We start from the raw sequence: 14,783 nt of genomic DNA, 5'->3' as shown, positions 1-14,783 counted from the left end.
GGAGATTACTAGCTTATGTATAAGCATTGAGGCAACTCGTGCTTCTATTAATGATGCCTGTTTCTATCATGATTGAGAGATTCGTAATGAAGTAGAAAATGAGATTTGATCACTGCAGCGCAATAATTCCATGAAGTTGTTCTAAGCATTTTGAATTTTTATGTAAAGGGAGAAAAGAGATGAAAATAAGAATAGGTGCCGTTATGCTGATGGCCTTGCTTGTCGTATCGCTCCTGCCGAATCCGTTCTTGCCTGTACGGCTAGCTTCGGCGGCTGTGATTGACATCAGTACGCCAGCAGAATTGGCCGCAATTAATGCCTCTACGCTGAGTTTGGCGGGGGAGTACAGATTAACGAACGATATTGATCTGGCCGGATACGATAACGGAGATCACGAGGGATGGCTGCCATTGGGTAAACAAGGTTCCCCATTTACTGGAACTCTGAATGGTAATGGTTATGCGATCCGCAATATGTCGATCGATCGCGCTAATAACAATAACGTTGGATTATTTGGTCAGACCTCGAATGCGACGATTACTAATGTCCATTTGACGAATATCACAGTTAAAGGATACAGATATGTCGGCGGGATCGCAGGTGATGCGTCTCAAACTTCTATTACGAATTCCTACGCTGAAGGCAATGTGACAGGGAATGAATCCGTTGGCGTTTTAGTCGGTTACAACGATTTCTCCAACATCTCTGATAGCTATGCGCAAGGGCAGGTTAGTATCGGTCCCTCTCCTGAAGATAGCTTCGGCGGTGCGATCGGCTACTCGAGCGGCCTGGTTACCCGAGTTTACTCTATCGCTTCGGTGGGTTCTGGCTCCTATTCCGGAGGGTTGATTGGACAAAGACCTGGCGGAGCAGTTACGTCCTCATACTGGAATACGGAGACAAGCGGGATGAGTACTTCCGATGGTGGAGACGGCAAGACCACTGCTGAGATGAAGCGCAAAGCGACATATGTGGGTTGGGACTTCACCAACACATGGGGCCTCATTGAAGAGGCCACCTACCCGCTTTTGCGCAGCGACTACACCAAAGTAGCATTGGCATCGTTGACTGTGGAGGATACGGCCGATAATGCTCCGCAAGCACTGGACCGTGCGTTTAGTGACGATTACGGAGTTTACGTCGTGAGGGTCGTGAGCAAGACGGATCAGGTGACCGTAGCGGGAACAGCATTAAGCGGAACCTCGAATGTTTCCGTAGATGGCGGCTCTGGCACAAAGGTACTGTCTCTGAACCCAGGACCCAATGATTTTCAAATAAAAGTAAGCGATGCAACTGATCCTACAAGGCTTAACGCGATCTACAAACTCACCGTTATCCGTGATGCGGGCACGGCGGGCTATCCGCATCGGATCACAACAGCCGAACAGCTTTCCAAGATCGGCAACGCAGCTGAAGGTTACGGGATGGGTCAGGTCTATTTGCTGGAAAATGATCTTGATTTATCAGCCTTCAGTGCGGGTGCGGGCTGGATGCCAGTGGGCAATACGTCGGCCCCTTTTAGCGGAAGCTTCGATGGGCAGAATCATGCGATAGCAAACATCGGCATTCAACGAGCGGGAACGGACGGCATCGGGTTATTCGGCTCTACTTCCAGTGCATCGATAAAGAACATAGCCTTGTTGGGCACGAATATCCACGGCAAGGACAAGGTAGGAGCGTTGATCGGGGAGGCCGTCAACACAACAGTGAGTGGGGTGTCCGTACAAGGAGCTGTTTACGGTGTTAACAAGGTTGGCGGCTTAGCCGGCGTTGTTGACGGAGTATTCACCATCAGTAAGTCATATTCAGCTGCGACTGTTAGCGGGAGCGTTGATAAGGGAGGTCTGATCGGATACCGAAATGGAGGAACTGTGTCGGACTCCTTCTGGGACATTACCAACAGCGGCCAAGCAGACTTAGCAGGGGGAACTGGTCTGACGACGGGGCAAATGATGCAGCAGGCAACATTTGCTGCTGCAGGCTGGGAATTCGGCAGCGGTAAGCAGTGGGGGATGATTGAAGGGACGACCTATCCCATGCCATACGCGAGTTTAGGCGGAGTCCTTCTAAACGGAATGACAGTCACAGCTCCGGGGGCAACCGTGTCCCTGAACGCTGCCTTCGACAGTCTCAGAGGCAGTTACGCTGCAACGCTTAACACACCAGTTACCTCTGCACATATAGCTGTTACGGCAGCAGATACAGCGGGCGCGCATGTAGCGATGAATGGCACGGCTGGCAGCACGGGAGATATCAACTTAAAATTAGGGGATAATCCCGTTGAAATTCGAGTCACGGATGCAGCCGGACTGTGGCAAGGCGTGTACCGTCTGAAAATTATCGTACCGACTCCGCAGCCATCTGTTGTAGAAGTTCCAGCTAATGGCACTTATGGCGTCGGACAGCAACTTGACTTTACGGTCACATTCACGAAACCCGTCGATGTTGCAGGTACACCAGAGTTGCCTTTGCAATTGAACGGCGTTGATCGTGCCGCCCTTTATACAGGAAAACTCGCAGGGCACCCGGAAAAACTGCAATTCAGCTATACCGTCCAATCGGGGGATCAGGACACGGATGGCATAGAGCTCGGAACTGCAATTGGGGCAGTTTCTCCAGCAGCTATTACGGCGTTGGGAGACACTGTTGGGTTGGATCTGCCCATTTCACTCCCGAGTCTGAGTCATATTCTCGTTGACGGAATAGCGCCGACAATCAGCCTCACGCCATCTGTCACTGTTCCGACTAACAATGCTATCACAGTTACAGTTAATGCGGATGGAACTGGCAGCACGCTAGCTCCTCTCAAATGGGCCGAAAGTGTTCAGGATGCAGTCTACTTCACGACTTCGGGAACAGTCCTCACAGGAGGAGCCTTCCAGGTAAGCACCAATGGAACCTATACCGTTTTCGCCAGAGATGGTGGTGGCAATACATTTGTCAAAACCATTGAGATTACGAATATTGTTACGGATGCTCCCGCAATTACACTGACCTACACGCCGATGACGCTTGTGAGTACGGGGGTAGACTTAACTGTAACAGCAACTGTCTATGGCGCGGCGGCTGGCAATGCATTGACTGACTTGCGCTGGGCGGAAGGAGAGCATATTGCTGGGGACTTCACCTCCCCATTATTCGGAGCGGATGTGCCGTTGTCCGGTGTCGTCCCTATTGCTCAGAACGGCAAATATACGGTATATGCGGCTGATTCTGCAGGTAATAGACAAGTGAAGACCATTGAAATTACGAATATCTTGACGGATGCTCCGCAGATTACTTTGACCTATACACCGCTGACGATTGTTAATACCGGTATAGACTTAACTGTAACGGCAGACGTTTATAACACGGCAGCGGGTAATGCATTGACTGATTTACGTTGGGCGAAAGGTGAATATGCAGCTGTGGACTTCACTTCCTCATCATTCGGTACGGGTGTGCCGTTATCGGGCATCGTTCGTATTACTCAAAGCGGTATCTATACGGTATTCGCAGCTGATTCCGCAGGAAATAAGCAGGTCAAGACGATTGAGATTACAAACATTATTACGGATGCGCCCGAAATTACACTGAGTTATACACCAATGACTCCTGTAAGTACGGGTGTAGACTTAACTGTAACGGCAGCCGTTTATAACGCGGCAGCAGGTAATGCGCTGACTGATTTACGCTGGGCGCAAGGTGAGCATACAGATGGGGACTTCGCTGCCCCGTCATTCGGTACGGATGTGCCGTTATCGGGAATCATTCGTATTACCCAAAACGGTACCTATACGATATTCGCGGCTGATTCCGTAGGCAATAAGCAGGTCAAGACGATCAACATTGCGAATATTGTCAGTCCTTCTTCTTCAACAGATGAGCAGGTGGGTGCACCAGCTGGGGCGCCGGGTTCCTTCGCTGTCGTTCCGGGTAAGGAATACACCTTGAAAATCGCTGGAGCAACACTGTTCATTCCCATTGGCGCTATCGAGCAGCCGATGACCATCACGATGCAGAAGATAACAGATGACGTAAAAGCGTTGCTCCAGTCGGAGCAGCTACTTCTCAGCGACGTATATGAATTTAAGAAAGATGTGCCAGGTAAATTTAAGCTTCCTGTGCAACTCAGCATAGATTGGACAGATGCGGAATTGGTTCGTGCGCAGAAGCGGCCTGTATTAGCCTACTACGATGAAACAACCCTGCAATGGGTGAGCATAGGAGGTCGTGCGGATGGAAATACCCTGGCAGGCAAAACGGATCACTTTACCAAGTTCGCGGTGATTGCCCTTGCTGAGGAGACGGAGCCGGGGTTCACGGATATCTCGGGTCATTGGGCTGAGCAGGCGATTCGCGACGGTGTTGTCAAAGGGCTAGTTCATGGTTATCCCGACGGCACCTTCCGTCCGGACACTCCCGTCTCCCGAGCTGAATTTGCACTTATGTTGCAACGGATCATGGCTTGGCCGGATGGGAACGGGTTATCTTTTGAAGATCAGCGTGACATTCCAAGCTGGGCAAGCGGTGCTGTGGCGGCAGCTGTGCATACAGGTATTGTCAGTGGATACCCTGACAATACATTCCACCCGAACACGAACATTAACCGCGCGGAAGTGACGGTTCTAATTGCCAAGGCTGCTAAGCTGAAGATTGCTAGCAGGGAGAAGACCACCTTTGCGGATAATGCGGCAATAGCTGACTGGTCCATGCCTTATGTTAGCGCAGCACAAGAGGCTGGTCTCGTGCAAGGGCAAAGTGGAAATCAATTCCACCCGATAGCTACGACGACTAGAGCGGAAGCTGCCGTTCTCCTGCTGCGCTTGGCTGCATATATCCAATCGCAAAGCTAATAACTAAGTAATCGCAGATTGGCAAACTTCTTATTTGCATGACTTACAGAAAAAGGTTGTCCCAAGGTCAAGAAAACCTATGGGACAACCTTTTTTTTATGAAAACATATCCCATTGTCATTTCTGCTGTGCCTCACAAATTTTGTAGAAATTTGATCTATGATGTCGCCTCAGTATGCTAGAATAAGAGAATTAGATGGAATAATTAGGCAGAGGGGTTTCTAGATGAGGAACAAGAGTGGGATTCTCGTAGTGGGTTGTCTTGGTTTTATCGGCATACTCGTGTTAATTGGGATTATTACAGCAGTCGTTGTATGGGGGCAACGGGGGACGGCGATTGCGTTGGATGAGAAGATCAAGTCGCAACATGTTGCGAATAAATCCAACTACGATAACATGTGGAAACGATTCAAAGAAATGGCGCAAGTGACCGACATGCAAGCAGATGATATTAAAAAGGTATATACCGATCTCATTGCAGGTCGATACACGAATACGCAAGCTCTATTTCAAACCATTCAAGAGCAGAACCCACAAATGAGCAGTACGTTGTATACGAAGCTGCAAAACGAAATCTCTTCAGCACGAACTGAGTTCGACCGGAATCAGAAGAAAATTGCCGATCAAGTGCGGGAGTACAACACCCATATTCGGAAACACGCGCTGATGAATGCAATTTTCCATTTTGAAACGATGGATGCGGAGAAATTTATTATTACTTCAGAACGTACGAGTGATGCGTATCAAACTGGCAAAGATAACGAAGTGAAGCTGAGGTAGCCATGGCATATTGGGCAGCACTATTTCTCGTTCTGATTGTTGGTTTTGCCATTGAACTTGTAACGGGCCGCAAATGGTGGCGGTATGTGCTGACATCGCTAGCAGCGGCTATCTTATTTGCGGGTGTAGTAGCTGGTGATTTTTACTTCCGGACGGTGGATTCAGAGGTCTGGTCTGGGCGTGTAATCGACGTGGAACATATCGAAGAGTGGGATGAGTGGATCCCAGGCAAGGAAGAATGTTCCACAGACGACGATGGGCGCAAACGGTGTACCAAGAAGCCAGGTCACACCGAGCATCATAAGGAGATCAATAAGATCAAAACCTCGGACAACGGGTGGTTTGAGGTCAATGAATCCATGGATGGAAGAACGACATTCACGAGTCGCTCTCCGAATTCGACGAGAGAGTTGGCGCAGTATTATCCACTAGGAACACCTTCGGCCTCTGTTCACCACTATGTCAATAAGGTGAGAAGTTCGTATAGTCTTTTTAAACATAACGACATTGATCTGAAGGATTATTCCGGTCTGCCGACCTATCCAAGATTCGTCTCCGAGGTGCTGCATGTCGATCGCATTGTGGGGAATGTACCTAATAAGCCCAAAGCGTTGGCAACGTTGGCCGCATGGAATACCGAGCTGAACAGAGAGGTGCCAGACCCTGAGCAACCGGGAGAGACGAAGTCGTGGAAGCAGGTCAATCTCATTTTTGTGAACATGGGAACGGATCTGCCCCAAGAATATGGCTTCGCCCTTCAGGATAAATGGGAGAATGGCAACAAGAATGATTTCATTGTAAGCTTTAGCCCAGCGCTCGATGGCTCTATGAAATGGGTCTATGCTTTCTCATGGAGTGAAGTGGATATGCTTAAACTTGAGGTTCAGGATTATATGATGGAGCAGGGCTATGGCAAGGACTTCGTACCGATCGTAGATCATGTAGCTCAGATGGTGGCAGATCAATTCGTGCGAAAGCAGTTTGCGGATTTTGACTATTTGCAAATTGAAGTCAGTGATACGTCGATCTATATCATCTGGGGACTTGAGATGGCTTTGCTGGCATTGTACTCATACAAAAGCATTAGAGGCTTCCTTCGCCGCCGAGGGAAGATGACCTTATATTCATAAATAGAGAGCGTTCTCCCGCTGGATGGTGAGTGAGCGCTTTTTCTAGTATGCTAAGAATAATGGAGTTGATGGAGAGGGAAGTGAACGCCTGTGGAAATGACCTATTTGAAAACCTTTCGCGAAGTAGCGAAGTGTGGAAGCTTCACGCGGGCTGCGGAAACGCTAGGATATGCCCAGTCAAGCATAACGGCACAAATTCAGAAGCTGGAGGAATCCTACGGCGCTGTTCTCTTGGAACGTTTTGGACGGACTATGAAATTAACGATGGCTGGAGAAGCGCTCCTGCAATACGCCAATGAGATCTATAAGTTACATGAAGAGTCCAAGGAAGTTGTATCCCAGCAATCCAAAGGGACGCTGACGATAGGAACGATTGAGACGTTAGCGGCGTTTTATTTACCACCGTATTTGCAGGCATATCGACGTGACTTCCCAGACGTTAATATTGTCATTCAACCAGGGAATGAACCTTTCATTATTGAATCGGTAAAAGAAGGCGTTCTGGACATCGGCATCATTCTGGATCCTCCTTTTACGGACACAGAGCTGGATAGCACGATTCTGAGAGAAGAGCCACTTGTCATCATTGCTAGTCCTGATCATAAATTGGCCGGGCATAGCGAAGTTCACGTGGAAGATCTGCAGAATGAATCTCTGATCCTAACGGAGGATGGCTGTACGTACCGAGCGATGCTGCTTAAGGTGTTGAAAGGAAAACAAGTGAGCTACAAGTTATCTTATGAATTCGGTAATCTGGAAGCGATTAAGCAGTGCGTAACCTATGGGCTTGGCATTGCGCTGTTGCCCCGCATAACGGTTGCTGAGGAAATCCGTAAAGGCCAGATCGTCGCGATCCCCTTTGTTGATCCGGCGTGCAAGTTCTACACACAACTCATCATCGCTAAGAAAAAATGGAAATCGAAAGCTTATCTAGGTTTTCTAGAGCTGCTCGGCGGTATCAACTATCGAAATGATTGAAGTATAGGTTCAATAACTATCGATAACTCCAGTGTTTGGGGCTGTGTTACAGTCAATGTAAGAAATCAACAACCCCACTGGAGGTAATCCCAATGACGATTCAACCAATGAAATCGCTTGTACTAGAAACGCCAGCCGCATCACCAGAGCATACACACCAGCATTATATGAATAAGCTTTCGGTGGAAACGGACGTTGCCGATGTACGTTACGATATGCAACATGGTTACAATGAATTCCTGCTCATCGATGTTCGCAGCGCTAAAGCCTATGGTGAATGCCATGTTCCTGGCGCGATAAACCTTCCTTCCAACGAGATCAGTGCCGAAACGACGGTTTCTTTTTCCAAAGGTCAAACGATCGTCGTCTATTGCTGGGGACCAGCTTGCAATGGCGGAACCAAAGGAGCGGCTCGTCTCTCAGGTCTCGGATTTAAGGTGAAAGAAATGTTAGGAGGCATGGAGTACTGGCGGAAGGAAGGCAATGAGGTAGAAGGAACGCTTGGTCAAGGGGCTCCTCTGATTGGGTGAATTAGCTATAGGTGGAAAGCAAGCATCCAAGTTAATCCTTGGATGCTTTTTGTTGCGGAGTTTGGCGTAGCGTTTAATGCTCAATGCAGCCTACGCATCGGCGCCTACCATAGGGCATCCTGGCCAAGAGGATAAAGCAACGAGTATAAGTAATTTGAATTGGTCAATAACGCCGAACATAGGTATGATAATGACAAAAGGTGTTTGGCAGCGGGGAGGAAGATGAGGAAATGACGGAGAGCAGCGAAGGGATCCAAGCCTATGCATATTCGCCTGAGAAACAACAGCAACTCTATCGTAAAACCTTGCGCACTGTCATCGTGGCGCAACTTTTCGGCGGAGCAGGGCTTGCCGCAGGTGTGACGGTCGGAGCGTTACTTGCCCAAGATATGTTGGGGACGGACAGCTTAGCTGGCCTCCCTTCCGCCTTATTGACGCTAGGTGCTGCTTCGTCTGCCTGGATCGTTGGGCGATTGTCGGGGCGTTACGGTCGGAGGGTGGGCTTAACAGCTGGTTTTCTCGCCGGTGGAATAGGGGCGATGGGGGTCGTATTCGCGGCGATTGCGAACAGCCTGCCACTGCTGTTTCTCTCGATGCTGATTTACGGTGCAGGAACGTCGACGAATCTTCAAGCGCGCTATGCAGGAACGGACTTAGCCGGGCCTAAGCAGCGTGCAAGAGCGATCAGCTTAGCCATGGTCTTCACGACGTTCGGTGCAGTCGCAGGGCCGAATTTAGTCGGCGTGATGGGGCGATTCGCGACGTCGGTCGGTGCACCAGCGCTCGCTGGGCCATTCATGCTAGCCGCTACGGCTTTTGTATTGGCGGGTTTGGTCTTGTGGATCAGGCTCCGTCCTGATCCTTATATTGTGGCTAAGGCGATAGCCGAAATGCAGGCGAGCAATCCAGCGCAAGGAGCGGGTTCCGCGAATTCTTCAGCGCCAGCCGGGCGTAACCGGGGGATTCTCATCGGAACCACGGTGATGGTGTTGACGCAGATTGTTATGGTTGCCATCATGACGATGACGCCCATCCATATGCAGCATCATGGGCATGGCCTAAATGCCGTCGGTATGGTCATTGGTATCCATGTCGCGGCGATGTTCTTGCCTTCCTTGGTAACAGGTATACTTGTGGACAAATTAGGGCGCCTCTTTATGTCCTGTGCCTCGGGAGTTACGCTGTTGTTGGCTGGACTGCTTGCCGCCTGGGCGCCAGCAGATTCAATGTTCGGGCTCATTGTCGCGCTCGCTCTGCTCGGACTTGGCTGGAATTTCGGTTTGATCAGCGGGACGGCGCAAATTATTGATGCGACAACACCTGCGACACGTGCGAGGACGCAAGGAACGGTCGATGTCTTAGTTTCTTTGGCGGGTGCATCTGGCGGAGCTTTGTCAGGCATGGTTGTTGCGCATTCAAGCTTTGCGTGGCTCTCCTTGGGGGGAGGCTTCTTGTCTCTGTTGTTAGTCCCTGTTGTGATATGGTCGCGAAGAGGGGTTAAATAGGCGTTGATTAAACATAAATATTTCACCATTTAAAGATGGTTCACTGCTATGAAAGTTGGCGGTGCACCCTCTTTTTTTTGCTATGTAACAAAATAGGTAATTAGTTGCATGGATGTATTTTCCATTTAATAGTATATTCCAATAGATTCTATTAAATGGGATTTTTATGCAAAATAAATTAATAAAATACAAATTAATTTCAGTGGAACTTTTTAGCGTCTCACTCCGTCTACTTTATCATACGTGAAATTTGGGAATGAAAGGGAAACTGACTATATGGCAAGCTGGTTTCGTAAAAAAAGCACTCTAGAGGCTCTTTCTGTTGACGACGAAGAATCGTTGTCCAACAGCGCCTCCTCCCGCATTATCAACCCCCATTTACCTGTGTTGACGGTACGTGATGTACATCGCTCCTTTCAAGTTGGTGGTGGGCAGATCGATGTTCTGAAAGGGATCGAGATGGAGTTGAGGCCGCTGCAACTTGTCATGCTCAAAGGGCGATCAGGTTCGGGTAAGACAACACTGCTCAATTTAATCGGAGGACTGGATCTGCCAACGAACGGGGAGATTGTGTTTCAAGAGCATGCCTTTCACCACAGCAGCGATGATGAGAGGACGTTGGTCCGTCGTAAAGAAATTGGTTTTATCTTTCAATCCTATGCGTTAATGCCGTTGCTATCTGCGTGGGAGAATGTTGAGTTGGCGCTGCGGATGGCAGGTACACCTCGCTCTCAATGGAAAGAGCGGGTGCATCATTGTCTCGATCTAGTCGGTCTTGGGAAAAGGATGCATCATCGTCCCTATGAACTTTCCGGTGGTGAACAGCAGCGTGTCGCGATCGCCAAAGCGATTGCACATAGGCCATCGCTCATATTAGCAGATGAACCGACTGCTGAGCTGGACTCACAGATGGGCGCGCAAATTATGTCGGTTTTTCGCAACATCATCGCGACAGAGCAAGTTACGATTTGTATGACGACACACGACCCTACAATTTTGGAGGATGCCGATCATGTTTATGAAATGGTGGACGGAAGATTCGTCACGTAAGTGGACGATGAAACCACTAGCTGCATTAGTATTAAGTTCTACCCTCCTTCTTGCTTCGGGATGCGCACTGTTACCTAAGGAACAGGATGAAGAGGCGCTTCCGTCAATTAATCCACCTAAGCTATCCAAGAAGCCTGAGTATACGGTGAAAACAGAAACCCTTGAGACGAAAGTAAGAGGGAGTGGGCGACTAATGGCCTTGCAAGAAGAGAAATTATTCTTCTCCGAGGATATGTCTGCCAAACGGATAAGTGCCCTACTTGTGAAGAATGGCGATTCTGTTGAACAGGGGCAGCCTATTGCCGAGCTCGACGTATCGGATATCGAAAGCGATTTGAAGCGCAAGAAGCTTCAAACACGCAAGGATGAGCTGACGATGATCGAAACACTTCGTAAGGCAGACGAAATGTCGCCAGAACAGATTGAACAAGCGAAGATTGATTTTGAACTGAAACGAGAGGAACTCACGAAGCTTGAATCACAAGTCGGCAAGTCGAAGCTGCTCGCACCTTTCAGTGGAACGATTGTCACCGTATCGGCTAAGAAAGGGGATACCGTGAAGTCAGGTGAATCCGTAGCCGTTATTGCCAATCTGAATGAACTAACTGTCGCCGCAAGCATTAGTGCAGATGATGCGAAGAAAGTAGCGATTGGCATGGAAGTTCAGGTGGATATTAACTCAGCTGGTTCGCACAAAGGGAAAGTGAAGCAGCTTCCGAACCCTCAAGCTGGAAACAACGCGAATAATGGTGGATTCCCTGGTCAGGGGCAGCAAGGGGAGCAAGATACGATTGATAATTATTTGGTTGTGCAGTTGAATGAGTTTCCCAAAGGGCTGAACCGCGGTACACCGCTAAGCGTCACGATTGTTACGCAGAGAAAAGAAAATGCCACGACAATTCCTCTTGCGGCACTTCGTTCCTATTCAGGCCGAAATTATGTGCAAGTGGTTGATGCCCAAGGCAACAAGAAAGAAGTGGACGTGGAGATTGGGCAGCAGACGTCAACGGATGTGGAAATCATCAAAGGTCTTACAGCTGGACAGAAAGTAGTAGGTCGCTAATGTCCATGCCGATGCTGCGGTTTTTATTTCGGAAAATGTGGAATACCCGCTGGCTAACGCTCAGCACCCTGCTTGGTCTTGTCTTGGCTGTGGCTTTCACTACCAGCATTCCCATGTATGCCAATGGGTCCTTGAAGCGTGTCGTAGCCAAATCCTTAGAAGCTAAGAGCGAGGGACTTCCGGCAGGTTCGTTGCTCATGCGGTATCAAGCAGTAGGAACAGAACGTGCAGATTTGAATGATCTAGAGAGCGTCAAGACGTATATTCAACAGGATGTTCCCACAGATATTGACTTTCCTATACATACATATGCAAGTAGCTATGCAATTAAAGGATCGCAATTATCCCCTGCTGAGGGGACCAAAGCCGATCCCAGTAAACGTCGTCAAATGACTTTAACGTCACTAAGTGGGTTGAAGGACGAAGTGGAATGGTCCAATGGCCAAATGGCTTCTGGAGAAATGAAAAATGGCCAACTCGAAGCAGTAGTGATGGAAGAAGCCTTGTTCCGCAACGATTTGCACGTAGGAGATGTCTTTAATTATTCCGTTGCCAGTGCAAGCGGCAGTCAATTGCTCAAGGTGAAGATCGTTGGTTCCTTCAAACCGAAGGATGAAACAAGCGCGTACTGGTTCCAAGGGTTAGAGGGTTTAGTCAATGCACTTATTATTAGCGATGATGCATTCATCAAGACGCTGTTGACGGAGAAGAAAATTCCACTGCAACTTGCGAATTGGTATTATGCTTTTGATCTGCGTGACATTCAAACTAGTCAATTGTCGCCGCTTGAGAGCCGTTTGGAGCGACTAGATATCAACTTGTTCCAGAAGCTTAAGAACACGAAGGTAGATGTATCTTTCAAGCCAATTCTATCGGAGTTTAAAACACAAAGCTTACAGATGCAGATTCTCTTATTCACACTAGCGGCGCCGATGATTGCGATGGTTTTCTATTACATTATGATGAATGCCAGACAATCGCTAGATCGACAGCGCGGCGTGATTGCCATCTTGCGAAGCCGTGGGGGCAGCACGAAGCAAATTGTGGGAATCTACTTCCTAGAAGGATTGTTATTAGGCGTGATTGCGCTGTTGATTGGACCATGCATAGGCTGGTTTATGGCGAAGAGCATTGGTTCCACCAGTGGATTCCTAACATTCGTGGATCGCAAATCAATTCCGATTAGCTTTACAGCAGAAGCGATGCTCTATGGTGGGCTCGCTGTTCTTATTGCCATTCTCGCCAGCGTCATTCCAGCTGTGCTTTTTGCAAGATCTTCAATCGTCAACTACAAGCAGCAGCTCGCAAGGTCAGATCGTTCGCCACTGTGGCAGCGGTGGTTCCTCGATATCGTTCTGTTGGGGTTGGTAGGTTATGGTTTCTACCTATTTGACCAGCGTCAAGTGCTAGCTGTGCAAACAGGCATGACAACCGATCAACTTCAGGTGCATCCGTTGCTGTTTTTTGTACCGGCACTTTCGATCTTCGCGCTGGGACTGTTCTTTCTACGCATCTTTCCATGGTTGCTGCGATTGTTCGGTTGGTTTGGCCGGAAGTTCTTGCCTGTGCCGTTATATTTAACCCTTGTACAGCTGTCACGTTCAGCTAAAGCGTATTACCCGTTAATGCTGCTGCTCATTCTCACGCTGGGTCTTGGCGTGTACAATTCTTCGGCAGCACGTACGATTGATTTGAACTCTTCGGAGCGTATCCTATACCAATATGGTACTGATGTCGTGATTCAAACCGTGTGGGAGGGTTTCTCCGATGATGTGCCACAGAATCCGAACGCCGGAGGGAACGGTGGCGAAGCCCAAGGCGGAAATGGAGGTTCTGGTACGGGTGGCGGCCAAAACCAAGGTCAGGGGCAAGGTCAAGGTGGTCAGAAGCCTGGCGAGGAAACTCCTTCCAAAATCCGATATGTAGAGCCGCCATTTCAAGTGTTCCGCGATTTGGAAGGTGTTCAGGCAGCTGCTAGAGTCATGCAGACCAAAGGCAATGTAGTTGTATCCGGTAAATCTACAGGGCAGGGAACGGTCATGGGGATCGATAACACGGATTTCGCTAAAGTAGCATGGTTCCGTCCTGATTTATTCCCAGCTCATCCCAATGAATACTTGAATTTACTGGGCAGCTATGAGCAGGCCGTTATCATTCCTTCCAGTTACGCCAGCAAATATGCACTTAAAGCGGGTGATTTGCTATCCATTACGATTGGCCAACAGCCTTTGGAATTCGTGATTGTGGGGATATTACCATATTGGCCGGCACAATATCCAGATCAAACGCCATTCTTCATAGCGAATCTAGACTATATCTACGATCAAGCACCAATGATACCCTATGACGTATGGCTCAAAATGAAACCAGACGCTAAAGTGACGCCGATCGTTACAGCGTTGCAAGCTAAAGGGATTGAAATTGCTGCGGTCAAGGATGTTCGCAATGAGCTCATCGTCCAGAAGAAGCTCCCAGCAAGAGGCGGCGTGTTCGGTATTCTTAGCTTAGGTTTCCTTGTTTCTGTCGTAGTATCTTTAATCGGCTACATGCTGTATTGGTTCTTTAACTTATCTAGCAGGGTTGTACAATTCGGTGTCCTGCGTGCGATGGGACTCTCCCGTAAGCAACTAACGGGTATGTTGTTGCTCGAACAAGGGTTCACGGCTGGATTATCCATTGTGTTGGGTATTGCAATTGGCAAGCTAACGAGTTATTTCTTCTTACCCTTCCTGCAAACGTCCCAGAATGTGAAGACACAAGTGCCGCCATTCCGAGTCGTGTTCGATTCCAAGGACACCTATCAGTTATATATCGTGGTTGCTTTCATGATGCTAACTGGGGCTATGTTGCTGTTCTTGCATATTAGAAGACTGCGTGTTCACCAGGCAGTGAAGCTGGGAGAGGAGAAATAG

The 14,783-nt window shown here is 48.7% G+C and carries 9 protein-coding genes; all 9 read left to right on the top strand.

All coding sequences use genetic code 11. From position 1 onward, the window contains the following. Positions 1-179: 179 nt before the first annotated feature. The 9 genes from A8708_RS25040 (at position 180) to A8708_RS25000 (ending at position 14,783) form a co-directional block, all read left to right on the top strand. Positions 180-4,835, top strand: a complete 4,656-nt coding sequence (locus A8708_RS25040) for an S-layer homology domain-containing protein (protein ID WP_068668057.1) — start codon at positions 180-182, stop codon at positions 4,833-4,835. A gap of 225 nt (positions 4,836-5,060) precedes the next feature. Continuing rightward, entirely contained in the window at positions 5,061-5,615 is a 555-nt protein-coding gene (locus A8708_RS25035) for a hypothetical protein (RefSeq protein WP_068668055.1), read from the top strand. A 2-nt stretch (positions 5,616-5,617) separates the two neighbouring features. Continuing rightward, positions 5,618-6,745 carry a hypothetical protein gene (locus A8708_RS25030; protein WP_068668053.1) on the top strand — a complete coding sequence of 376 codons (1,128 nt, stop codon included), beginning with the start codon at positions 5,618-5,620 and terminating at the stop codon, positions 6,743-6,745. 90 nt (positions 6,746-6,835) lie between these two features. Beyond that, a complete protein-coding gene (locus A8708_RS25025) occupies positions 6,836-7,723 on the top strand; it encodes a LysR family transcriptional regulator (RefSeq protein ID WP_068668052.1) in 888 nt (295 codons plus the stop codon). Positions 7,724-7,815: 92 nt separating this feature from the next. Beyond that, positions 7,816-8,253: a rhodanese-like domain-containing protein gene (locus tag A8708_RS25020; protein WP_068668050.1), complete on the top strand. Its 438-nt coding sequence runs from the start codon at positions 7,816-7,818 to the stop codon at positions 8,251-8,253. A gap of 230 nt (positions 8,254-8,483) precedes the next feature. Then, complete coding sequence (locus A8708_RS25015; RefSeq protein ID WP_068668048.1) at positions 8,484-9,758, top strand: MFS transporter; 1,275 nt, start codon at positions 8,484-8,486, stop codon at positions 9,756-9,758. Positions 9,759-10,001: 243 nt separating this feature from the next. Beyond that, complete coding sequence (locus A8708_RS25010; protein WP_420848607.1) at positions 10,002-10,808, top strand: ABC transporter ATP-binding protein; 807 nt, start codon at positions 10,002-10,004, stop codon at positions 10,806-10,808. After that, positions 10,771-11,871 (top strand): efflux RND transporter periplasmic adaptor subunit, encoded by a 1,101-nt coding sequence (locus A8708_RS25005; protein ID WP_068668047.1) that lies wholly within the window; start codon positions 10,771-10,773, stop codon positions 11,869-11,871. Before A8708_RS25010 ends, A8708_RS25005 begins: the two co-directional genes overlap by 38 nt. Positions 11,872-11,876: 5 nt before the next feature. Next, the gene (locus A8708_RS25000) at positions 11,877-14,783 is read left to right on the top strand and encodes an ABC transporter permease (RefSeq protein WP_068668107.1); all 2,907 of its coding nucleotides are present in this window, start codon (positions 11,877-11,879) and stop codon (positions 14,781-14,783) included.

Origin of the sequence: Paenibacillus oryzisoli, assembly GCF_001653565.1 — a bacterium.
Taxonomy (GTDB): Bacteria; Bacillota; Bacilli; order Paenibacillales; family NBRC-103111; genus Paenibacillus_E; species Paenibacillus_E oryzisoli.
Note: the sequence above shows the minus strand (reverse complement) of the source record. Positions and strands in the feature narration are given on the sequence as shown.

Excerpts from the sequence above, each read along its gene's own strand:
- A8708_RS25040 (WP_068668057.1), top strand. The coding sequence starts at position 180 with ATGAAAATAAGAATAGGTGCCGTTATGCTGATGGCCTTGCTTGTCGTA.
- A8708_RS25035 (WP_068668055.1), top strand. The coding sequence starts at position 5,061 with ATGAGGAACAAGAGTGGGATTCTCGTAGTGGGTTGTCTTGGTTTTATC.
- A8708_RS25030 (WP_068668053.1), top strand. The coding sequence starts at position 5,618 with ATGGCATATTGGGCAGCACTATTTCTCGTTCTGATTGTTGGTTTTGCC.
- A8708_RS25020 (WP_068668050.1), top strand. The coding sequence starts at position 7,816 with ATGACGATTCAACCAATGAAATCGCTTGTACTAGAAACGCCAGCCGCA.
- A8708_RS25015 (WP_068668048.1), top strand. The coding sequence starts at position 8,484 with ATGACGGAGAGCAGCGAAGGGATCCAAGCCTATGCATATTCGCCTGAG.
- A8708_RS25005 (WP_068668047.1), top strand. The coding sequence starts at position 10,771 with ATGTTTATGAAATGGTGGACGGAAGATTCGTCACGTAAGTGGACGATG.
- A8708_RS25000 (WP_068668107.1), top strand. The coding sequence starts at position 11,877 with ATGCCGATGCTGCGGTTTTTATTTCGGAAAATGTGGAATACCCGCTGG.